Consider the following 23,269-nt stretch of genomic DNA (forward strand, 5'->3'; position numbering starts at 1 on the left):
TCTGAGTTCATAAGGTTAAGTGAACTCAGACCATAAATTTATTGATGTTCAAATTTCTTATCTCATGGCTTTTCTATTCTATCTAAATACAACTGTCAGTTATTCAGCTGTCGCCATGTCAGCTAGGGTTAATATCGAGAGGATATTATTAAACATTGAAAAACAATAGTTTAATTGTTCTTCAATGCTTTACCATTAATCAGCTAAAGAATAGATTAGATTTTTAATATAGCTTTCTTCTTTAGGCTATATTCTTCTTCGGTAATAATACCTTCTTTATATAATTTATTTAATTCACGGATTGATTCAAAGCTGTGGATCAGTTCTGCATCTTCTGCTGCTTTGTCTTCGGCAATTACTTGCGCTGTTTCTGCCGTAATTGTAATGTTGTCAATTGTAGCGTATTCACCAACAGTAAAGCCTGTTTCATTTTTCAATGATGCATAACCATTGCCTTCATATACAGTTTCAATATCGTTACCGTCAAAACGAACATAATAATGGATAAGATCGTTATCGCTTCCCGATAGGAATTTGTATATTGCTTTGCCTGGAATACCAACTTCAGCTACCCAAGCATGCCACTTGATACCACCACCAAGACCAGCAAGTGATGGTTTTGAACGATAAAATTTCATCGGTTCGCTAATCACGTACTCAGCAACTTCAGGATTATTCAACTCTTGTGCAAAGTAATCTTTAATAGTTTGTTGATACGCTTGTGGCGCAGGGCCAAACTCAGTATCAGGATTAAGTTTTTCGATATTACCTGCACAGCCCGAGGCTAATACTGGTAACGCGATAACTAATAATAATTTACGCATTTTTTGGCTGACCATTTTCATAACTATTCCCTGATGTAGTACAAATTGTGTTGTTTACATTGTTTGTTTAACGTAATGTAAACAGGTAGTTTATTGTGTTTCACCATACAGGAATGAGATTAGTTTTCAAATTTAAATCTGTAGCTTGATTACATACAATTACAATTCAAATAATACATCCGTGCGGATTATGTATTTGACCCCTTTATAAATAGGTTCTGAACTGTGAATACAGTGCAAAGGATGCATACCATGAGGGAAACAAAGGACACTGCCAGCGGGTGTGCGAATATCGACTTCTGTTACCTGATCTCCACGGCGTGCTGGTTGACTTGAATTATTCGCATTGACTAAAAATCGTGTTGCACCGCCGTCAAAATCCTCAGTGAGCAAGATTAAAAATGTCATCTGGCTAAAACGGTCACCATAGGCATCAGCAATTAATTTATTATTAATAACTCGGCTACCTGGCCAAGAACCATCCGAATGGGGTTTAAAGTAATCGCCTTTACTATAACGGTAAAATCGAAAACGAGCGTTAATGCCAACGGCCGATTTGTTACCGAATATACCTTGTTCATCAGACATTAAGTGTTTAATTCTCTCCCAAATAATACGGTCAGTTTGTTCATCAACTACCCAGGTTAGGCTGTCGTTATGGCGAACATCACGTGGTAATGAAACAGCTGCATCGGGTAAGTAGCCCATGGACTCACTGACTTGAATAAAGCGTTGGCATTCTTCCTTCGAAAATACGTTAAGAAGCTGAAAAGCACCAGGTACTTGTGACACTTCTTGTCGTGTGATTTTATTATCTTCAACAGACGATAGGCTCGCTAAATTTGTTTTGTTGCTCGCCCATGTTGCTAGCGCGGGATGTTCAGCCCCTGGTTCGTAGGCTGTAACAAAAAAGTCAGTGCTTTTGGTTTTAGCGCGCTTGGTTTCAGTATTCGGAAATTCAGTCATCATTAAATCAGTCCTTTCTTAAAAATAGGGGGCGTGTTATTTGCTGATAACTCGTACTTGTGAAAATTGACGATGACCAGCGGCTGAACCGTGGAAGCCAAAACCGCTTTGTTTTGCACCAACCCAAGGCGCATTACCACCGCCGACTCCTTGGTTAACACCAATCATGCCTGCTTCAAGTTGTTCTGCTACTGCACTCGCCCCTTGGCCTCCAAAAACAACCGCACCAAGGCCATAACGGCTGTCATTTGCACGGATAATGGCTTCATCAATATGTTCAAAGTGGCTAATAGCGACCACAGGGCCAAATGTTTCATCTTGTTCTAAATGCATATCAGGCGTAATGCCTGTGACGACGGTTGGTTGGATGAAGGGCAGTGGTTGATCATCACTACCTAATAATATTTTAGCCCCCTTTGCTGTTGCATCCTGTAATTGAACTAAGACATTTTCATGTTGTTTTGGATTAACGAGAGGACCGATGTTTACGCGGGGGTTATCCCAAGCGCCGACCTGATATTGGCGAGCAAGCGCTACTACTTTATGTTCAAATTCATCTGCAATACGGGCATCAACATAAACGCGTTCGGTAGATGTACACATTTGTCCTGCGTTCTCGAATGAACTGGCAACCGCAAACTGCACTGCTGCATCAATGTTAGTGTTGGCCATAACGATCATTGGATCATTACCGCCGAGCTCCATCACAAGGCGTTTTAGCCCTGGAGCAGCATTAGCCATGATATGTTTACCCGCAGACATTGAACCAGTAAACGCAACCATATTGATATTACTGGCGACAAGTGCTTGGCCAGTTTTTTTATCACCGTGAGCCAGTTGTAATACGCCCTTTGGTAATACTTGATTGAGTGTATTAACGAATAATTCTGCGACTAATGGCGTTTCTTCTGATGGTTTCAAAATAACAGTGTTGCCCGCAATTAAGGCTGGCATTAACAAATTATTTGCCATCGCCAGTGGATAGTTCCAAGGAGAGATCAGCGCAACAATACCCAGTGGTCGATATTGTAGCTCGGTACCACGGTCAAGTCGCTCTGATGTGAGCGCTTGTGCAATTTCATTGGCAAAATAAGCGGCACTTTGGATTATACCACCTGCTTCATAGCTGGCACGACGGTAGTCTTTTCCCATCTCTTTACTGATAAGCGTAGCCAGTTTATTTTGCATAGGTTCCAGTCGCTGGTAGGCTTTTACCACAAGTTTTTGTCGTTCTGATAATGATAACGTTGCCCATTTTTTTTGAGTTTTTTGCGATTCACTAATTAATGCGGGAATTTGTTCTGCAGTGGTTATCTCTACTGACCCTAAGGCATTACGGGTGTGGGCATCGTAAGAAATTAATGTCGGCATAGGGGGATTTCCTGAATAAGTAAAATTTAATTGGTACGTTTAGTCTATATTTTGATACTCTGGGATACAAAAGCAACTAGTATACTTTTAGTAACCTTGTGGTTGGTGATGAAAACAACAATAGAAACAATGGCTAATGGCCAAAAAAAAGTTATAAACTCTTGTGAGGAACCTTGTTCTGTTGAACGTGGTATGCGCATGCTAGGTGGAAAATGGAAAGCGTCGATACTTTGGCATCTACAAGATGAGCCTGTACGTTTTAATGATTTATCTCGTATGTTAGGAGGTGCGAGCAAGAAGATGGTCGATCAACGTCTAAAGGAATTAGAGAGCCAAGGTTTGGTTATACGTAAAGTGATTAGTGACAGACCGATTGCGGTAACTTATGAGATCACCGAATTCGGTCGTACCGCCTTGGATATTTTAAAACGCTTAAAAGATTGGTCGGAAGAGCATGGGATTTAAAACAGTTTTAATGCTGAAGGTTGTTCAAATGCTATTAAGTCATCTTGGGTTATTGCTTGTCTGATCACATGCGCTTGAGCATCATCGACTAAAACTTCGGCGGCGATAGGGCGGCTGTTATAACTGTTACTCATTACCGCGCAATATGCACCTGTGTATAAGAAACACATTAAGTCGCCAGCAGCTAAGTCAGTTGGTAGCGACGCCGATTTGGAAAATGTATCTGTACTTTCACAAATTGGGCCGACTACGTCGTATTTGGTTAGCAATGAGCTATAAGGTGACTGTACGGGTATTAATGCATGGGTTACTTGATACAGTGCTGGACGCATTAAATCATTCATTGCCGCATCTAATACGACAAATGATGTTGGTCGGCTTTCTTTTACATACGTTATTTCGCATACCATAATACCGATATCGGCCATTAATGAGCGCCCGGGTTCAATGCTAATACTTCCTTGCCAACGAGCGAGGGCGGATTTTATCGCGTTAGCAAAATCACTAAATGCTAAATAATCTTGTCCTTGTTGTTCTGTATTGCGAGTAAGTCGTTGGTAGTCTTTATATTGAATACCAAAGCCACCACCGAGGTCGAGTTGGGTTAGGCGATAACCTTGTCTTTTAAGCTCGTTTATCAATATCTGTATTTTGGCTATCGCGTCTAAGTAGGGCTGTGTGGTGTGTATTTGTGAACCTATATGCATTGCCAGCCCATTTATTTTTAAGAAAGGCGAATGTTCAGCTATTGCTAACATAGGTAATACATCGCTAAAATTAACACCAAATTTATTGCCTTTAGCACCGGTGGTGATGTTCCTATGCGTATCAACAGTGACTTCAGGGTTGACGCGAATGAGTGTAGAAACCTGCTGTTGGTATTTATCTGCAATTGTGATTAAAACCGCTAACTCCTCTTTAGATTCAAGGTTAAATTGTCCGACACCTGCAAGAACGGCTTCGGTGAGCTCTGCGGTTGTTTTACCTACGCCTGAAAAGACAATATCTTGAGCTTTGAATCCGGCACTGAGTGCCCGTCGCATTTCGCCGATGGAGACAATATCAACACCTAATCCCTGCTCTGCGACAATGCGTAATAATGACAGATTGCTATTCGCTTTCATGGCGTAGTGAATATGGATTTTTTCTGGTTCAAATGCGGCTTTACAAGCATGGATATTATTAAGTAGAGCAGCTTTCGAATAGCAGTAGAAAGGTGTGGTGACTTGAGACGCTAACTGCTGAATGGATACATTTTCTAGCCATAATGCTTGTTGCTGTGCATTCGGTAAATAACGCAGTTGAGGGGTTAATTGTGTCATGGCTTAAATCCTTTTGCTGATGAACCAATAGGATAATTAAGAGAGGTATTTATGCACAATGTGAAAAATAACGTTTTTATATGACAAAATATCGCTATTACGGTGATTTTGTCTGCCGCGGGTTTAACTTGGTTAAAGCGATTAAGCAGTGTAAAGTAGCTGTTTTATAAATATAAACGAGCTACTTATGGATAAGTTTGATCAAGCTATTATCGATGCACTCGTTGCTAATTCACGACGTTCAATTGCCAGCATTGGTGAGGATATAGGATTATCGCGTACAGCTGTGAATGATCGGATCCAGCGCTTGAAAGACTCGGGCGTTATCCTACGTTATACCATCGATGTGAGCAGTGATGATAGGACAAAAGTTGTTGTCTATTTTCAACTGACATTTAGACCTTTCGATGCCAAGTCAATTGCGCCGTATTTACAGGGGATTAGTGAAATAACTCGCGCGCATACTTTGTGTGGTGATACCGATTTAATTGTATATGTAGAAGCTGAATCAATGACACGCGTTTCGCAGATTAGAGAGTTATTTGCCGCATTACCTGATCTGGATAAGCTCCAAACATTTAGCGTGTTAGATACGTTAATTTAGTTTCCCCTACAGAAGCTAGCTGGAATAACAGTACGTCTCTTTCTTTACCCTAATTTACGATATCAAGCCTAATCATTCTTTATAACAACATTGTTATGTTATAACATACGACAGGATGTTGAAAATCATTATTTTTGCATGGAAATATGGTTTTCGACTATTTGGCGTTTACTGTTTGAGAGTTGAAATGATGTTTTTATATGTATTAAAACCAAAGTACATAGGGCGCTTATTGCAAGTGACAGCTATGCTCATTGGTGCATTAATGAGTATGAATAGTACTGCTCATCCACACTCGTGGATTGATATGAAAACAGAGATCCAAGGAGATGGAAAGCAGATCACTGGATTTTTAATGACATGGGAGTTTGATGCAATGACTTCTGCTTACATGTTAGATGGCGAGGACCTCTCCGCTAAAAATAAAGCGCAGACGTTACAGGACCTCGCTGATTCGATTATGACAAATATGACAACTAATCATTACCTTACTTATTTTTATGAAGGGGGGAAGCCAGTTAAGTATGCACTAGCAAAACAGGGTACTTTAGTGCAAGACAAAATAAAGGCGACGTTACAGTTTTACCTACCGTTAGCAGAGCCCCTTGTGTTATCTGATAAATCACTCAAGTTACTTATTTATGATCCAAGTTATTATGTTGATATGAGTTGGCCTGCAAAAAATTCAGTTCAGCTCTCACCGGAACTGAATCAATATTGCAAATTATCTCTTATTGAAGCGACACCTACGTCTGAACAACTTGCGTATGTTATGTCATTACCTGTTGATGCTGAGAGAGATAATGCGATTGGCGAGTTATTTACTCAATCTGCCATTATCAACTGCCAACCTTAACGTTACTTTTATACAAGGATAAATAATGATACCGTTAGTTTCGAATCGCCGTATGGCTAAAGAAAATATACATAAGTCGCCTTTGTTACAGATGCTTCGTTTCGTTAGCATGATCTCTTTATTTTTTGCTTTAGGTTATGTGCTTTGGCAGGTTTGGCCAACACTTATTACCGCTGGTATGCAGTGGCAAAAACAGATAAATAATGAGTTGAGTGAATTATTACACGCTGCTAAAAATGAAAGTTTAATGGCTGGGTTATCACTGATCGGACTTAGTTTTATGTATGGTGTTTTGCACTCAGTTGGTCCTGGTCATGGCAAATTGATCGTGACAACTTATATTGCGACACAAGAAGCTAAAGTGAAGTTAAGCCTTATTATCACGCTTCTGTCTTCGCTTGTGCAGGCCTTCGTTGCTGTGGGGCTAGTATCTGTATTATTAATGCTATTTGATGCATCGATGCGTGAAGTTAATCAGAAAGCAGACCTACTCATACCATTAAGTTTTTGTACTGTTGTTTTATTAGGTATTGTTATTATTTTTCGTAATTTAGTCTTGATGTATCGTGTAATTAAAAAGCACAAGAATTCAGAAAATCAAGGCATATCGAATGGCTCTGATAGGGTGATTAAACGATTAACACCAGTTGCACCGTCGGTATTAGCTACTAAGTATGCTGCACCAGCAAGTTCATTGCTTGTTGATCACGAACATCATGATAATTGTGGCTGTGGGCATCAACATGTTGTGGCGCCTGAGCTAATTAACGATGCCTCTTCATTCAAAGAGTATTTGGCTATTATTTTGAGCATTGGTATTCGTCCTTGTACGGGTGCTGTTATGGTACTGTTATTTGCTAATATGCTTGATATTTATTGGCTTGGTATTGTCAGTGCTGTGGTAATGGCGTTAGGTACTGCGCTTACCACATCGACGATTGCGATTATGACCATTACCGGTAAGCAAGCTGTAAGACGTTATTTAGCGACTGGAAAGCGTAATGATGGGCCAAAAAATGGACTCAATATAACTCAGTTTATCGTGCCGATTATTGGAGGTTTGTTATTAATATTATTGGGAATGTTATTACTTGAATCGAGACCTGTAGGTATGTCTCCGATGTTTTAATTGTTTAACCTGATGATAAAATCCCTAATTGACCCCAATAGTTGGATAACCAATTATTGGGGGGCTTTTTATATCCACGCTAGTCTTTAGCTAGCATCTTGAAATAGAGTGTGGGTATAGATATATATTTTACTTGTGTAACGCATTCACGATCGTATCAACATTATATTGCATCATTTGTAAGTATGTTGCTGCGGGATCATCCGCGCTAGATAATGCATCTGAATACAATTTACCGCCAACTTTCACTCCTGTTTCACGACTTATCTGTTCAATTAGACGATTATCGGCGATGTTTTCCATAAATACAGCATTTACGTTGTCGTGACGAATTTGTTTAATTAGCGTGGCTACATCTGCAGCGCTCGCTTCTGAACCTGTGCTGGTACCTTGTGGTGCCAAGAAGGTGACATTGAAATCACGAGCGAAATAACCAAACGCATCGTGTGGAGTGATAACTTTACGTTGTGATGCTGGTATCTGCGCAAGCTGGGCGTTTAGTTTTAACTCTAACTTATCTAACTTTTGAATGTAATCTTTCGCATTTTGTTGATAGTCATCTGTATTTTTAGGGTCTACTTGAATCAAGCCTTTTGCGATATTGTGAACATAAACTTTCACATTTTTTATGCTGTGCCACGCATGAGGGTCAATATCCCCATGGTCATGATGCGCATGTTCGTCGTCATGATGTTCATGTTCGTCGTCATGATGTTCATGCTCGTCGTCATGATGTTCATGTTCGTCGTCATGATGTTCATGTTCGTCGTCATGATGTTCATGTTCGTCGTCATGATGATCATGTTCTTCTTTTGTACTTAGTTCATCGATACCGTTAGCTGCAACAACTTGCACGCCTTGGTAGTTAGCTGCTTCAATTAAACGCGGCATCCAACCTTCAAACTGTAATCCATTAGTGACAACTAGTTGTGCTTTTGATATTGCTTTAGCATCTTGAGGTGTCGGATTAAATACGTGCGCATCACCGTCAATTTTAACTAAATTTGCAACGGTTACATGCTCTTGACCTACCTCTGAGACGAGATCACCGAGAATCGAAAAACTACTGATAACAGCAATTTTTTGCTCAGCCATTACAGTAGTACTGGTACTTAAACCAAGAAGTATCATGGAGGATGTTAGGGTTGATTTAAACATATTATTGTCCTTATATAGCTAGATATTAACGCGTAGAGTTATTATTAGCTGTTATTTTTAAAGAGTAATCCGCCTTGACGGCCAAATATTAATGAAATTATATAAAGTATGCCGAGTACCAGTACAATTGCGGGACTGGTTGCTAAACTTGCGTGGTAAGAAAGAAATAGACCGAAATAGCCACTGATTACTGCTGTGATGAAAGCTATTAACAACATGCCACCTAAGCGGTTAGACCAAAAGCGAGCAATCGCTGCGGGTAGGATCATTAAACCAACCGCCATTAATGTACCTAATGCATGAAAACCAGCGACCAAATTAAGTACGACCAGTAGCAAAAATCCATAGTGAGCAACGGCACTCAATTTGCTGATAGTTTTAAAAAAGTGAGGGTCAACACACTCCATGACTAGAGGACGATACAGTATCGCGAGTGTTAAAATAGAGATTGTGGCGATAACGGTGAGTAGTATTAAGGCATCATCATTGAGCGCGAGTGTTGAGCCGAATAGTACATGCAATAAATCCACATTGCTGCCATTGGACGAAATGATTAATACCCCGATCGCGAGCGAAAGTAGATAGAAGGCGGCTAAGCTTGAATCTTCTTCAGCATTTGAATGTCGGGCCACCATGCCAGCTAATACAGCGACAATGCAACCGGCAACAATACCGCCAATCGTCATGGCCGTGACAGATAAACCTGAAATAAGAAAACCAATCGCAGCACCTGGTAAGATGGCATGTGCCATTGCATCGCCGGTTAGGCTCATACGTCTAAGAGTTAAGAATACGCCAACCGGTGTCGCGCTAATACTGAGTACGATAATCCCCCATAATGCCCGTTGCATAAATACAAACTCAGAAAAAGGGGCGATAAATAATTCGTGTAACTGTGCACTCATGATGCTTGACTCTCGATATTCGCTGACAAAGAAGTCACTGCATTTTCGTTAGTGCTGTTGTCTGGGATGTTATGAAAAGGATTATTAAGCGTATTATGCACAGCACAGTGAGCAAAATGCTGATAACCCGCTTGTAATAAATACTTTTGAGTTAATACATTAGCTGTTTTACCTGAGGCAATTAAATTGGTTGCAACAAGTAATGTGGTTGGAAAGTATCGCTGTACTAAGGCTAGATCGTGGATCACGGCGATAACTGTTTTACCTTGTTGCTGACACTCCTGAATCACGCTTATTAATAATTCAGTCGTTTGTGCATCAATGCCACCGAATGGTTCGTCAAGTAACAGAATATCGGCGTCTTGTAATAACATACGTGCAAATAACATGCGCTGGAATTGACCTCCAGATAGCTGACTAATTTGACGTCCAGCCATATTTTCTAAATCTACTTTGGCTAATGCTTGTTGTAATAAATGCTGTTCGTTACGACTAAATACTCGCCAGAAATTACAGCGTTGCCAAGCACCAGCAGAAACAAATTCAGTCACTGTTATTGGAAATTTTCGGTCTATTTGATTACTTTGTGGCAAGTAAGCAATGTTTTTCAAACTCAACCGACCAAGTTCAATAGAGCCTGATTCAACGGTGATTTGTTGCATTATACTTTTTAATAAGGTTGATTTTCCGGCACCGTTAGGACCTACAATCGCGACTAAGTCCCCACTGTCAATGGTGGTTGTTATATGGCTAAGTGCGAGGTTTTGCTGATAAGAAACGCTTAAATTATTTATTTTGATCATGGTTATTACCCTATGAATTTAAACAGAGTAAACCACAGAGAAACAGTGATGATGATGGAGATAGCAAGACGTGAGAATAGACTACATAGCAGTAAAGATAATCGCTGTCTTTGATTTACTGCATGACTATTTTCTGGTGTATAAGATGATAATGCTGGCATTTTATATCGATTTGTAATACTTCAATTGAATGTGTGGCAATGTTATAACATAACAATATAAGTGTGCAAGAATAATGTTATGTTATAACAAAGCAATTATTCATGTTTAGCCTCACTTGAGTTTACACAAGCTGGCTGTGATACTGAGCTTATGCCAATCACCTGGCATAAAGTTAGTAAATAATATACTAAGGATGATAGTGAGATGGAACAAGTGCACTTAGAGCATTACCTTCATAATTTAAAAGCTGCCCAGCAAGACTATCCCTTTGGACCTGATGTATTGGTTTATAAAGTGATGGGTAAGATGTTTGCTCTTTTGACAAAAAATGAAGCTGGATGCAGTGTAAATTTTAAGGCTCACCCGAGTGATGTTGAGGTGTTGGTAGATGAATTTATGGCGATTAGTCTCGGTTATCATATGAACAAAAGACATTGGATAACGGTAAAGCTTAAAGGAGATGTGCCAGCAGGGATGATTGAAAACTTAGCGGGTCAATCTTATGCTTTAGTTGTGAGTAAATTGACCAAAAAATTACAATTGGAATTGGATGAACCCGCCTATATTGAAAAATAATAATTGTTCATTTATAGATGATTATAAATAACTTATTCTGTTGTTAGTCGATTAGTAAATGTGATCTGGAGCACGTTTATAATTCTAGTCTAAACTTACGTATAACTTCAAATAGCATGTTTCACTTCATTTGATGATTCATCGCCTTGTATGTAGGGAAATTACCATGGATTTATGTAAGTACATGTTTGTAATGATCATGTGGATATTTTCGATTGGAAATATACATGCTGAAATATTAGAAATTGGTGAATTTTCTGAGTTTGATAGTTTAGGCAGTGCATACCAAGCGGCCACATCGGGTGATGAACTTGTATTTACAGATAGTCGAACCTATGTCGAAGGGTTAAATGTTTATAAAAATAATTTAACGATTAGAGCTGAACCCGGTCAATCACCGACGTTAACAGGTTCTGGATCCGCATATCAAGGCATATTACATATAGGCCGCGATGGTATTGTGATCGACGGGATAACATTTGATGGTGAAGGCGTGTCGAATAAGCTTGTTTCTACTGGTGCTCGAAAATCTGTAATTGTTCGGAATTCTGAATTTAAAAATGCGATTTATGGCTTATTTGTGCTACATACAAAAGCGGATCAACGTGAAGATTTTATTATTGAAGATAATGTATTTAATAATAATGGTAACGACTTATGGCTGCATAATGTAAGTGGCGGTATTGCTCGTAACAACATTGCAAACTCAGATAACGGTAATGGTATCACGGTTGGATATTGGAGCTCAGATATGCATGTGTTGAACAATACTATTTATAGTAATGGTCATGAGGATTTGATGCGAAACCGTGGCGGTATAAATATTCAAGGTAATGATAACTATGTTGCTTACAATACATCTTACCAAAATACATGGGGTATCAGTTTATCACAAGGTTTGAATAACCTGATTGAACATAATACCTTCTGGGATAATACCCATGAAAATTTATATTTTAGTACTAATTCAAATAACAACACCGTGGAAAATAATCTAGATTACTTTACTGATGATTTTGAAGGTTATGGTATTTCTATTTTACTTTATCGATCATCGGATAATATTATTTCACAGCATACATCAGTCAACGCCTCGCGTGGTGTTTGGTTTTCTGAAATGGGTGGTCCAAGTACCAATAATAGTGTTATTAACTCATTATTTTATGGTAACTATAAGTTGAACTCTGTCGGTATTGACGCGAAAAACCAATCTTACACACAAAATCAGTTAACACACGTTGCAGTCAATAATTTTAAGGTACTAGTAAATGAAAATTTAACTTTTACGCAGTTGTTTGAAGATGATCCTGAGCTAAGTAATGTGTATTTGTTCAGCCCCGCAAGTTGGGCATTAACGGCAAGTACATTGGGTCAACCATTAGGTTCACAAGGGGTCGATTCGAGTGTGATAGATACTTTATCCTGTCAACCCGCGTTAATTACCGGTAAGCCTTTATTGGGCGATGATATGGCTCTGAATCTTGACATTGCGCTTGTTGATGATTTCGGTAATGAAAGAACAGATGTTAAGCCTCCTGTACTCGAAGTTACTTATAATGATCAATATTTAGATTCAAGTGCTTCTGCTTCACATTCCCAATTAATGGAGATCTGTACGAGTAGTTATGGTAATAAATTAATGCTAGGTGGTAATGGCTGGACATTTGATATTGGGGCTAAAAATTTATCCGATGGTAATTATCAGGTGATATTAAAATCGTCTGGTAACTATCTGATTGGCGATGACTGTAGCGGGGAGTTTTCTCGTCAATATGATTAATTAGTTGATTGCCATAAGATAAAAAACCCTGATAACAAGTTATTAGGGTTTTTCGGTATTTTATCTATTGACTATTATCAGAACTAAATCAGCTAGTTTCGTACTTAGCTTCAATCTCTATCGCTTTTAATAAACTCGCGTGAGAGTGAAGTTGTTTGTTGTAGCGGGAAAGATGAACAAAATTATCAAGTACATTATTATTTGCTAAGATTTCAACAATAAATGACATCATGATATCAGCCCCAGTTAATTGCTCTCCAACAAGGTAAGTTTTATTTGCTAAGGACTCATCGAAATAACTAATTACTTTTGCTATTTCGATATCAGCGTAAGCCGCCATAAAGTTTGTTTGACAGCCATCCTTTTCAACAAACATTTTCAGCAAAAGCGGTAAAATAGCAGAACTCTCAGCAAAATGGATCCATTGCGAATAATCGACATACTCTTGTGATAACTGCTTTGGTGCGAGTTTGTCAGCTGCATACTTATTAATAAGGTATTCTGTGATTGCGCCTGACTCAGCAATTACGACCCCATCATCTTCGATCACTGGCGATTTACCTAGTGGATGAATTGCTTTTAGCTCTGGTGGCGCTAAGAAAGTTTGGCTATCACGCTGGTAAGCGATGATTTCATAATCAGCACCTAATTCTTCTAATAGCCAAATGATACGTTTAGAACGTGATTTATTTAAATGGTGTAATTTAATCATTTTAACCTCTTATTTAGCCACATTTACTACAAGTTTACCGAAGTTTTCACCTTGTAGCATACCGGTGAATGCTGATGGTGCGTTTTCTAAACCGTCAATCATATGCTCTCGGTATTTAATTTCACCCGATTGTAACCACATCATCATCTGTTCAAAAAATTCGTTATAGCGATGTGCGTAATCATCAAAAATAATGAAACCTTGCATCTTGATACGTTTGACCAACAAGGTGCCCATTAATAGTGATAAACGATCAGGTCCTGATGGTAATTCTGTTGCATTGTACTGCGATACTAAACCACAAACGGGAACACGTGCGCCAGTATTTAGTTGGGGGAGGACACTATCAAATACTTTACCGCCAACATTTTCAAAGTAAACATCAATGCCGTTAGGGCAAGCAGCTTGTAATTGTGCATCAAAGTCGTCAGCTTTATGGTCAACACACTTATCAAAACCTAATACGTCTTCAGCATATTTACACTTCTCTGCTCCGCCTGCGATACCGACCACGTAGCAGCCTTTTAATTTACCAATCTGGCCGACTGTTGCTCCTACAGGGCCGGTTGCTGCAGCAACAACAAGCGTATCACCTGATTTAGGCTGACCAATATCTAATAGTCCCATATAAGCAGTAAATCCAGGCATACCTAAGATCCCAAGCGCATAAGAGGGATTAGTTGGCTCTACGCCTAGCTTTATAAGACCTTCACCGTCTGAAATGCCATAATCTTGCCAGCCTGTATAAGCAAGAACCCACTCTCCGACTTGATAATCGGGGTGTAAAGAGCTCACAATTTGGCACACTGTAGCACCAACCATAGTACCGTCAATATCGACAGGCTCGGCGTAAGATGCACCAGCATTCATACGGCCGCGCATGTAAGGATCAAGTGATAAATAGTTTGTTCGTAATAATATTTCACCTGTTTCAGGAGAAGGTATGACAGTTTCTTGAAGACTAAAGTTGGTTGATGTCGGTGCGCCAACAGGACGTGAAGCAAGTGTAATACGGCGATTAATTGAATGCGATTGAGGCATAGAAGATCCTTATTTTTAAGTCGTTTACGATACTGTATGACCGATCGTCTTTTAATTAGATGTAAAAAGCGTGATGTATTTCTAATGCGTTAACAATACGCTCTAGTAGACCGGTCGTCTATTAATTGGTGGTTTTTTTGCGGATTAATTAATATTTGTAATCTAAACTTCGATACATGTCACATTTTTGATTCTTTATATGAAATATATAGCTATGTTTTTAAGCTGTTTGTTATTGACGGGTTGCCCCACTGGCAGTGATGGTAACGTTGAGCGGAATAGTTACCCCGGTGAGGGGGGCGCTGTTTTGCTGCCTGATTATGTCATACGACTTAATTTAAACCCCGCTGGACTCCGTCTTGATGATAAGCAGAATCGGTTAGAAGACTTTCTAGATTTTACCAAAATAGGATCTGGGGGCGTGAGCATGGCTGAGGATTCACCTGAATGGTTTTGTGTTTTAGATAATAAAACACAATTGATGTGGGAAGTTAAATCGGTGATTGGTAGTGGCCATGTTAATGATGCTGACTATATTTATTCGTGGTTTAAATCGAGTGATGCTGACTTTAATGGTCATGGTGTTACCGAAAATGGTGGTATTTGTGTCGATAGTAGTAGCTGTGACACTGAAAAATTCAAAATCGCTATGAACGATCTCGATTGGTGTGGTTACAATGATTGGCGTTTACCCACTCGTTTAGAACTACAAAGTATTATCAATTATTCGCAAATAATACCTGCCGTTGAGACTGTGTTTTTTCCTCATACTCAAAATCATTATTATTGGACTGCTGATATTGATATTGACGATTTAGAATCAGCTTGGATGGTTAATTTTTTATACGGTAATATCCAGGGGAATTTAACCAATATCCCAAGGGCTGTACGTTTAGTTCGTAGTCAAAGTTTGCAATAAAAATCAGTAATTAAATACTTTGATATAAGCTATTTAGTTGTCATAAAAGGATGTTAATGATGATCTTTAATATAACCCGGCGTATATTACTTATTACTAGCACTATTTTATTATTAGTGATGTCGATGGCTGCCAAAGGACTCGATCAACGCTGTAATGAGAATGCTGAGATATCAACACCAAATCAACGTTTTGTTAATACTAGGGAAGGGTTTTTGTTTGATAAAGCAACCCGCTTAGAATGGCAAACTTGTGTTCTCGGTCTAACGGGTAATCGATGTCAGAACGGTACGGTTCGTTATTTTACATCGTGGGAAGCAATGATGGAACCTGCTGCATTTAATGCTACAAATGATGGCCATACTGATTGGCGATTACCTAATATTAAAGAGCTTTACAGTATTATAGAAACAGCATGCGAAGAGCCAAGCTTAAATAAATCCATCTTTCCCAATCACCCTTTATCTCCAGCGGTATCTAAATCTTGGTCGAGTACACCAAGTAATGGCAACCCAAGTAAAGCTTGGCAAGTCGAATTTCAAAATGGATTACTATATGACATTTCGAATGGCGAGCGTTTAACAGTACGTTTAGTTCGAACTTGTGATGAAGCTTGTCAGCAAGAATATGATTAGTTAGATAGCGTCGAAAAGAATTGGGATCACGCTGGCGTTTAGGTATTTTTGAAAGTAGCTCGGTGTTTGGGCGTATTAAAGGTGGCAGTAACTATCAAACAGTTTATTTACAGTGGCACTTTTAGCTTCCGTCGCTTGAGTTAGCTGATTTTAAACAATAATGAGCTATTTCGATAATAAACGAAAAGGCACAGTTGGTTGCAGTAGCCAAATAGCTATCGTTATCAACTGCACCGTTTTATTTATATGACTAAGTCTGCTCGCTTGTCGACTTGTTGTGTTTATGCGCGGCCGCTAAGTTACCAACCGTATTTTTATCTTCATTACTGTGCGCTTCTGTTGACCAAGCATCATTGAGGTTGTCGTAGTAGGTTAACGCATCTAATCCTAATAATTTTTTCAGTATACGCCGCTCTGTTAGGCTACGGTTCACAAATTCAGGCTCTTCTTCGTGCATGCGTTTTGCTTCTTCATGTAATACTGCTTCATCATGACGGCGGAATACTTGGCCTGCACGATGCGCTTGATTGGCACGCATCCCTAATGCTTTTAGTGTTTCAACACCTAAGCTGATACCTGAATCGAGCGATTCTCTAAACACATGATCAGCGCCAAGACGGATTAATTGCTGGGCATGGTTACGATCTGTTGCCCGGACTAATACAGTTAAGTGCGGGAAGTGTTTTTTTACTTGAATTAAAATACGCTTGGTACGGCTTGCGCTTTCGACGGCAATAATAAATAGTTTGGCATTATCGGCACCTGCTGAATGTAATAAATTAAGCTGCTCAGCATCGCCATAAAACACTTTGTATTTGAATTGCTGCAATAATTCTATCTGGCCTACATCGTTTTCTAAAATGGTGGTATTGATATGGTAGCCATGCAGTAATCGACCCACAACTTGCCCGAAACCACCAAAGCCAGCGATGATCACAGAGCTATGCGCATCATCTGGAATCTGATGATCAGGAGTGGTTGTATTTTCGGATTGCGGTATTTTGCGTTTGAATGTTGGCGCGATTATTTTATCGTAAATAATCAACAGCAGTGGGGTAAATACCATTGATAAAGTAACTACTAATACCAGCAAGCTAGCTGTTTCATTATCCAGTACTTGGCGCTGCAGAGAGAATGATGTTAATACAAAAGCAAACTCACCACCTTGTGCAAGGGCACAGGAAAATAACCAATTTTGACTGTGTTGGATCTTAAATACGATCCCGGTGATGAATAGTACGATAAATTTAACCGCAATTAATGTTGCCACTAGTAAGGCGATTAACATCGGCTGATTAAGTAAGAGGGTAAAATCGATACTGGCGCCAACAGAGATAAAGAAGATACCTAATAATAAACTTTTGAAAGGTTCAATATCACTTTCAAGTTCGTGGCGGTATTCACTGTCCGCTAATACCACACCAGCTAAAAAAGTACCGAGCGCGGCAGATAAACCAACCGCTTCCATCGCCAAGGCAATACCGACAACCAGTGCCAATGCGGTTGCAATAAAAATCTCTCGAGAGCGAGAACCTGCAATAATACGCAGTAGCGGTACAACGAGGAAGTGGCCGCCAATAATAATGCCAGCAATAACGCCTGCAATCATTAATGCGCTTTGCCAACTAGGTATTGTAGATTCAACAATGGCAGTATCTTGTATGACGAGCAGCGGTAATATAGATAAAATAGGGATAACGGCAATATCTTGAAATAATAAGACCGCAAAGGCGTTTTTACCGGCTTCGGTTTTCATCAACTCCCGTTCTTGTAAGTTTTGCAGCACAATCGCAGTGGATGACAAGGCAACAATTAAACCGATAGCGAGTGCTGTTTGCCACGCAAGTCCACAAGCAAGTAATAACAAGAAAATGCACAAGGTCGTGGCGCTAAGTTGTAAGCCACCTGTCCCCAAAATTGGCATTTTTAGTTGCCATAATAAAGCCGGTCTTAATTCTAGGCCAACCAAAAACAGCATTAAAACCACACCGAATTCGGCAACATGCATGACATCTTCTTGATTGGAAATTAAACTTAATGCATAAGGCCCAACAATTACGCCTGCAATCAAATATCCCAGTACCGAACCCAGCCCTAAACGTTTTGCTATTGGTACTGCCACGACACCTGCGGCAAGATAGATGAAAGTATTAAATAATACGCCATGTTCCATGGTTAGTTACCCTCCATTTTTTTTGCGACGGTTCCATCATCTATTTGTTGTAGCATTAATAATTGCTGGCGATATTCTGCTGCTTTACGCGCAATACGCTGTGACTCATGACGTTTATGAATATCATGGAGTACAAATGGTGGCAGGTATTCTAAATTACATATTTTGCTCATCTGGCTAAAAGGTAATAAGAACTCACTAATATCGTGTTCATTGTAACCTGAATCGGAATAAGAGTTAGCACTACCTCCTGTCGAGATAGCGAGCATGAGTTTTTTTCCTGCGAGTTTGTCTCCATTTTCACCATAAGCAAAACCATGTTCGAGCACCAAATCTTGCCATTCTTTTAAAATTGCGGGGCATGAATACCAGTAAAGTGGAAATTGAAATACAATGATATCGTGATTTAGTAACAAGGTTTGTTCATGCTTAATATCAATAAATGAATCGGGATAAGCATCGTAAAGATCGTGGCAAGTTATGCCTTCAATATTTTGAATTTCATTGAATAGTGATTTATGTGCGAGAGATTTTTGTAATGCAGGATGGGCGAATAAAACGAGAATTTTGTACATATATTTTCAATCATCCTTTATTGAAATAGGTCTTTTTAACTGCATTCAATAGTTTAGCGTTTAAGGCGTTAATTATATCAGTTGCTGTAATATAAGCTTATAATATAAAACAAATTATTTCAGTGTTTTTTTAGTTGTTCTGACTGATATGGCTGATATCACTCTTATTTTCTAATTATTGAATGGTTACTGCTCGTTAATACTATTAATCATATTCACTATTATTAAGCGTCTTATGTTTTAGTTGTTATGTTATGCTTTCGTCACTAGATTGGTTTCGGTCAATATTTGACATTATTAATTGATAATAACTTAACTGTTGGGACATTTTTACACATGATTTTGAAAAACCATCGCTTACTTTCACTACCTTTATTATTGACCTGTGGTTTACTTGGTAGTGTTGCAGTAGCGAAGCCATTGGCAAAGAACGCAGGTTTTTCTGGTACGTTAGGGATTAATGCTGGCGTCAGTGAAACGCAGGGCCAGTTTAATATTCATGATGACAATGAACAGATACAAGATCTAAACAATGCTGGTGAAGGGGTATCGACAAGCGTGTTGTTTCCTTTTTTCCGTGTGGCTTATACAACGGAAGATCTTCAGACTCAGTACTTTCTTGGTCAGAGTCCTGAAAATATTTTAAATAGTGCCATACAATATGAAATAGGTGTGAAACATCAGTTTGATGAACGCCAAAGCATGACATTTGCTTATATCCCGCACGTACCGTTTTTAAAAGAAACTTGGTCAGATCCATTTTTGATTAACGCGCCAAGAGAAAAGAGCGACATTGATTCGAGTGCTGTACGTTTAGCCTATAAATTTTCCCCTGTTCAGATTGAATATTCGTATGCATCATATTCGATAGAAAATGAGCAAAGCGGCAGTCAAATGAGTGTTGAAGAACAAGCCTTGTTAAATCGAGATAGTGATTATCAAAGACTTAGTGTAGAAAGCTTATTTCCGCTATGGCAAGGAATATACGCTAAAGCAAATGTGTTTTATGGTGCTCAAAATGCTAAAGGTGCAAGTCAGAGTTTTGATGAATTTCATTATAGCCTTAGTATTATGACTAAATATGAAAGGCATTTCTTCTCAGTTCAAGCGGCATTTAGCAAGCGTGAATACGATGCCGAGAATCCAATGTTTGGAGAGGTACAAGAGGACGATGCTGCCCGTTATTCATTCCTTTATTCTTATTTTGAACCGTTTGATATCGAAGGCACTAACCTTAATATTATTTATCAAAACAAAGAAAATGATGCCAACATTGAGTTCTATGATAGCTCGACAAAATTATTTTCAGTTGGTGTGAGTTATAGTTTTAATTAAAATTAGAACGAAAGGGACGTCATACTGTGAGTATCACGTCCGTTTTTTACCTAATAACCTAAGCTAAGTGCACTCGGTCTACGTGGGTCTGATGCGCCGTAAACGCCTTCTTCTGTCAACATAATTGTTTGGGTACTACCCATTGCAGCTTTCACTTCAACCTTGTGCCCCTTATTTTCTAATAAGTTAATCGTATCGACATTTAACCCTTTCTCAATACGGATCATGTCCGGTAACCATTGATGATGAATACGTGTTGCCGCACTGGCTTCTGCAATATTCATATTATGGTCAATCACATTCATGATCACTTGTAGCGTTGTGGTGATAATACGTGAGCCCCCTGGGCTACCTGTGACCAAATAAGGTTTATTATCTTTTAAGACAATGGTCGGTGTCATTGAGCTAAGTGGACGTTTTTTGGCTGCAACGGCGTTTGCTTTTCCGCCAATGAGGCCGTAAGCATTTGGTGTACCAGGCTTAGCTGAAAAATCATCCATTTCATTGTTGAGTAATACACCTGTTCCATTAGCAACGAGCCCAGAACCATAACTAAAGTTAAGGGTATAGGTATTACTGACCGCGTTACCAAACTTATCAACCACGCTGTAATGGGTCGTTTGGTTACTTTCGTAAGGCAATAATGTGCCAGGGGATACTTCGCTGCTTGGTGTCGCTTTGTTAGGGTTTATTTGACTCACTAATTGCTTTGCGTATTGCTCGTTGGTTAGTTCAGAAACCGGTACGTTAACAAAATCTGGATCGCCTAAATATAAACTACGGTCTGCGTAAGCACGGCGCATTGATTCTGCCATGACATGAATCGTTGCCGCACTATTATGGCCCATTTTATCAATCGGAAACTGTGAGAGCATATTCAGCATTTGAATAATATGTACGCCACCAGAAGACGGAGGTGGCATTGAAATTACTTGATAACCGCGATAGTCCCCCGTAACAGGTCGACGCTCTATGGCTTCATACGTGGCTAGATCTTGCATTGTCATCATGCCGCCAGCATTACGTACCGAGTTACTGATCTGTTTGGCAATGGGACCTTGATAAAATGCAGGACTGCCTTTTTTAGCAATGGCTGTTAGTGTATTGGCAAGGTCGGTTTGTTTTAATATTTCTCCGGGTTGATAATTACTGCCGTCTGCTTTATAAAAAATAGTCTTGGTGCTTGGCCATTGGCTTAAGCGTTTTTTCGTAGCCTGGAGTGAATTTGCTAAGTCAGGCGTAACAACAATACCGTCACGGGCTAATTTGATCGCGGGGGCCATTACTTGTGCTAATGACATACTGCCGTATTTATTTAGTGCGAGTTCAAAGCCTAATACTGTGCCAGGTACTCCGACGGCTAGACCATGAAAGCGAGAAAGTTGGCTGTCTGGATTGCCTGCATCGTCTAAAAACATATCAGGATAAGCTGTCAGTGGTGCTACCTCTCGGTAATCAATCGCAATAGCGCGCTGTTCATCGGCTAAATAAACCAGCATGAAACCACCACCACCTAAATTACCAGCGCGAGGTAGGGTAACAGCTAACGCATAACCAACGGCAACTGCTGCATCAATAGCGTTGCCACCTTGCTTCATTATGTCGACACCTATCTGTGTTGCAAGCGCTTCTTGACTCGCTACCATCCCGTTTGCTGCCCATACGGGATGATGGATCGCCATTTGATTATAAATAGCACCTGTTGATAGTTTAACTTTAGCAACTGTTTCTGTGCTTGCTGTGGCGGCTGATAGCGTTAAGCTCATACAGCTGATGAGTCCAAAGGTAAGACCTTTGATTAGAGGCGTCGTTGACATGAATGTTCCCTATTCGATTGTTCATAGTGTTATTTAGTTGATATAACATAACATAGCAAATGGTTTCAACTACCAATTTTTAGGTGGTTTAAATTACAAGTGAACTCACATAAATAGGTTTAAGCGACTTTATCTACAGCTTCGCTGGTGGAAAAGTTGCGTTTGGCAATACCGAGATCTTTCCATATTTGCATATGTTCTGGTAACTGTTGTGGACGTTGCTTTATGGGAATCATTTCCATGACTTTATTCGGAGAAACTACTTTGCCTCTCTGAGTAAATACAGCCTTCACTAAGCTGTAGTTACATAACTTTCCATCAGCTACACATTTTTGCTCTAAGTAAAAGTATTTCTCATCCCAGCCCAAGTAAGTGGTTTCTACATCGAACTTTTTGAATAAGCGGATCTCACGAATATAACCGACCTCCACACCTGCTACGATGAAGTTTAATTTATTCTTCAATAATGGGGTGAATGTATTAGTCTGAATAGAGTGATCCCAGCGCGATTTTTCAAGAAACATGAGATATTTTGCATTGTTAATATGTAGATTCAGATCGATATGACGAAACCCTACTCGAAAAGAGCGCGTGATGGTATCGAAAAAACCTTTCGGGTTTGTTTGCTTATTACGAAGGTAAAAGCAACGAATCAACTCACTGATCATAAAGCCTCAATATGATTGTTATAGGTAATAGAATAAAGAGTCTACTGCGTTCTTTATTATTGTCACGTCAATTGTAATTAAAATGTTAATTACTACTTGTTCCTATGTGGTAAATCCTAATTTGGTTGAAATCAGAAAGGATTAAACCCTCTTTAAATAAGCACTAAATACCCTCACTAAAATCATTGTTTCCATTGTAAATTAAGTTAAATCAACTTGATTAGTGTTTTATTCTACATGTTAAGCTTTTATAAGTTGTTTTATAGTTATATATTCCAGCGTGTTGGTTCCATTCTCTATCGGAAATCGTTATGTAGCTCACAAATTTAATCTGATTAAAAATTAAATGATAATTAGTTATTCGGGTTATTATCATGAGGCATTTTATAGAACGAAACCTTGTTAATTCCGTTACTCATCTTAACTTGTTGATCAGTAGTTACTTTAATAATTAAAAATATAATTTTAATATG

At 39.2% G+C, this 23,269-nt stretch carries 22 protein-coding genes; 9 read left to right on the top strand and 13 right to left on the bottom strand.

Going from position 1 to position 23,269, the window contains the following annotated elements:
- Positions 1-215: 215 nt before the first annotated feature.
- From BT797_RS15390 to BT797_RS15400, 3 genes are all read right to left on the bottom strand, one after another.
- Positions 216-845 (bottom strand): SHOCT domain-containing protein, encoded by a 630-nt coding sequence (locus BT797_RS15390; RefSeq protein ID WP_045111198.1) that lies wholly within the window; start codon positions 843-845, stop codon positions 216-218.
- A 138-nt stretch (positions 846-983) separates the two neighbouring features.
- Positions 984-1,793, bottom strand: coding sequence for a 2OG-Fe(II) oxygenase (locus BT797_RS15395; protein ID WP_244534202.1), 810 nt, complete (start codon positions 1,791-1,793; stop codon positions 984-986).
- Between the two features lie 33 nt (positions 1,794-1,826).
- On the bottom strand, positions 1,827-3,161 hold the full coding sequence (locus tag BT797_RS15400; RefSeq protein WP_075472691.1) for an aldehyde dehydrogenase family protein: 1,335 nt from the start codon (positions 3,159-3,161) through the stop codon (positions 1,827-1,829).
- A 108-nt stretch (positions 3,162-3,269) separates the two neighbouring features.
- On the opposite strand from BT797_RS15400, the gene BT797_RS15405 reads away from it, so the two are divergent.
- Positions 3,270-3,626, top strand: coding sequence for a winged helix-turn-helix transcriptional regulator (locus tag BT797_RS15405; RefSeq protein ID WP_075472693.1), 357 nt, complete (start codon positions 3,270-3,272; stop codon positions 3,624-3,626).
- Here BT797_RS15405 and lysA read toward each other — a convergent pair.
- Positions 3,623-4,948, bottom strand: coding sequence for a diaminopimelate decarboxylase (gene lysA, locus BT797_RS15410; protein ID WP_045111195.1), 1,326 nt, complete (start codon positions 4,946-4,948; stop codon positions 3,623-3,625). The two genes, BT797_RS15405 and lysA, sit on opposite strands and share 4 nt — an antisense overlap.
- 187 nt (positions 4,949-5,135) lie before the next feature.
- Here lysA and BT797_RS15415 point away from each other — a divergent pair, with 187 nt between their 5' ends.
- The 3 genes from BT797_RS15415 (at position 5,136) to BT797_RS15425 (ending at position 7,537) form a co-directional block, all read left to right on the top strand.
- A complete protein-coding gene (locus tag BT797_RS15415; protein ID WP_045111194.1) occupies positions 5,136-5,552 on the top strand; it encodes an Lrp/AsnC family transcriptional regulator in 417 nt (138 codons plus the stop codon).
- A gap of 187 nt (positions 5,553-5,739) precedes the next feature.
- Positions 5,740-6,408, top strand: a complete 669-nt coding sequence (locus BT797_RS15420; protein WP_045111193.1) for a DUF1007 family protein — start codon at positions 5,740-5,742, stop codon at positions 6,406-6,408.
- A gap of 25 nt (positions 6,409-6,433) precedes the next feature.
- A complete protein-coding gene (locus tag BT797_RS15425) occupies positions 6,434-7,537 on the top strand; it encodes a nickel/cobalt transporter (protein ID WP_045111192.1) in 1,104 nt (367 codons plus the stop codon).
- A gap of 129 nt (positions 7,538-7,666) precedes the next feature.
- Here the strand turns inward: BT797_RS15425 and BT797_RS15430 are convergent, their stop codons facing one another.
- From BT797_RS15430 to BT797_RS15440, 3 genes are read right to left on the bottom strand one after another with little or no spacing between them, the layout of a single operon-like run.
- A complete protein-coding gene (locus BT797_RS15430; RefSeq protein ID WP_075472695.1) occupies positions 7,667-8,695 on the bottom strand; it encodes a metal ABC transporter solute-binding protein, Zn/Mn family in 1,029 nt (342 codons plus the stop codon).
- A gap of 44 nt (positions 8,696-8,739) precedes the next feature.
- Positions 8,740-9,600, bottom strand: a complete 861-nt coding sequence (locus BT797_RS15435) for a metal ABC transporter permease (RefSeq protein WP_045111190.1) — start codon at positions 9,598-9,600, stop codon at positions 8,740-8,742.
- Positions 9,597-10,403 carry a metal ABC transporter ATP-binding protein gene (locus BT797_RS15440; protein ID WP_045111189.1) on the bottom strand — a complete coding sequence of 269 codons (807 nt, stop codon included), beginning with the start codon at positions 10,401-10,403 and terminating at the stop codon, positions 9,597-9,599. The genes BT797_RS15435 and BT797_RS15440 overlap by 4 nt, the downstream gene beginning before the upstream one ends.
- Before the next feature lie 366 nt (positions 10,404-10,769).
- Between BT797_RS15440 and BT797_RS15445 the strand changes: the two genes are divergently transcribed.
- Positions 10,770-11,141 carry an MmcQ/YjbR family DNA-binding protein gene (locus BT797_RS15445; RefSeq protein ID WP_045111188.1) on the top strand — a complete coding sequence of 124 codons (372 nt, stop codon included), beginning with the start codon at positions 10,770-10,772 and terminating at the stop codon, positions 11,139-11,141.
- 166 nt (positions 11,142-11,307) lie between these two features.
- Positions 11,308-12,921: a right-handed parallel beta-helix repeat-containing protein gene (locus BT797_RS15450; protein WP_045111187.1), complete on the top strand. Its 1,614-nt coding sequence runs from the start codon at positions 11,308-11,310 to the stop codon at positions 12,919-12,921.
- An 88-nt stretch (positions 12,922-13,009) separates the two neighbouring features.
- Here BT797_RS15450 and BT797_RS15455 read toward each other — a convergent pair whose 3' ends face one another.
- Positions 13,010-13,633, bottom strand: coding sequence for a glutathione S-transferase family protein (locus tag BT797_RS15455; RefSeq protein ID WP_045111186.1), 624 nt, complete (start codon positions 13,631-13,633; stop codon positions 13,010-13,012).
- Positions 13,634-13,642: 9 nt separating this feature from the next.
- Positions 13,643-14,674: an NADP-dependent oxidoreductase gene (locus BT797_RS15460; RefSeq protein WP_075472697.1), complete on the bottom strand. Its 1,032-nt coding sequence runs from the start codon at positions 14,672-14,674 to the stop codon at positions 13,643-13,645.
- A gap of 199 nt (positions 14,675-14,873) precedes the next feature.
- Between BT797_RS15460 and BT797_RS15465 the strand changes: the two genes are divergently transcribed.
- Both BT797_RS15465 and BT797_RS15470 read left to right on the top strand, forming a co-directional pair.
- Positions 14,874-15,593 (top strand): Lcl C-terminal domain-containing protein, encoded by a 720-nt coding sequence (locus tag BT797_RS15465; protein ID WP_075477749.1) that lies wholly within the window; start codon positions 14,874-14,876, stop codon positions 15,591-15,593.
- 56 nt (positions 15,594-15,649) lie between these two features.
- Positions 15,650-16,228 carry an Lcl C-terminal domain-containing protein gene (locus BT797_RS15470; protein ID WP_052678363.1) on the top strand — a complete coding sequence of 193 codons (579 nt, stop codon included), beginning with the start codon at positions 15,650-15,652 and terminating at the stop codon, positions 16,226-16,228.
- A 250-nt stretch (positions 16,229-16,478) separates the two neighbouring features.
- Here the strand turns inward: BT797_RS15470 and BT797_RS15475 are convergent, their stop codons facing one another.
- Together BT797_RS15475 and BT797_RS15480 are read right to left on the bottom strand one after the other, a co-directional pair.
- Positions 16,479-18,401 (bottom strand): monovalent cation:proton antiporter-2 (CPA2) family protein, encoded by a 1,923-nt coding sequence (locus BT797_RS15475; RefSeq protein ID WP_045111183.1) that lies wholly within the window; start codon positions 18,399-18,401, stop codon positions 16,479-16,481.
- Positions 18,402-18,403: 2 nt separating this feature from the next.
- On the bottom strand, positions 18,404-18,976 hold the full coding sequence (locus BT797_RS15480) for an NAD(P)H-dependent oxidoreductase (RefSeq protein ID WP_045111182.1): 573 nt from the start codon (positions 18,974-18,976) through the stop codon (positions 18,404-18,406).
- Positions 18,977-19,312: 336 nt separating this feature from the next.
- On the opposite strand from BT797_RS15480, the gene BT797_RS15485 reads away from it, so the two are divergent.
- On the top strand, positions 19,313-20,311 hold the full coding sequence (locus BT797_RS15485) for a DUF2860 family protein (RefSeq protein ID WP_045112614.1): 999 nt from the start codon (positions 19,313-19,315) through the stop codon (positions 20,309-20,311).
- 50 nt (positions 20,312-20,361) lie between these two features.
- On the opposite strand, the gene ggt is transcribed toward BT797_RS15485, so the two are convergent.
- Both ggt and BT797_RS15495 read right to left on the bottom strand, forming a co-directional pair.
- A complete protein-coding gene (gene ggt, locus BT797_RS15490) occupies positions 20,362-22,128 on the bottom strand; it encodes a gamma-glutamyltransferase (RefSeq protein ID WP_045111181.1) in 1,767 nt (588 codons plus the stop codon).
- Positions 22,129-22,247: 119 nt separating this feature from the next.
- On the bottom strand, positions 22,248-22,796 hold the full coding sequence (locus tag BT797_RS15495; protein ID WP_045111180.1) for an acyl-CoA thioesterase: 549 nt from the start codon (positions 22,794-22,796) through the stop codon (positions 22,248-22,250).
- Positions 22,797-23,269 lie beyond the last annotated feature (473 nt).

The organism is Moritella viscosa, assembly GCF_900120065.1.
Classification (GTDB): domain Bacteria; phylum Pseudomonadota; class Gammaproteobacteria; order Enterobacterales; family Moritellaceae; genus Moritella; species Moritella viscosa.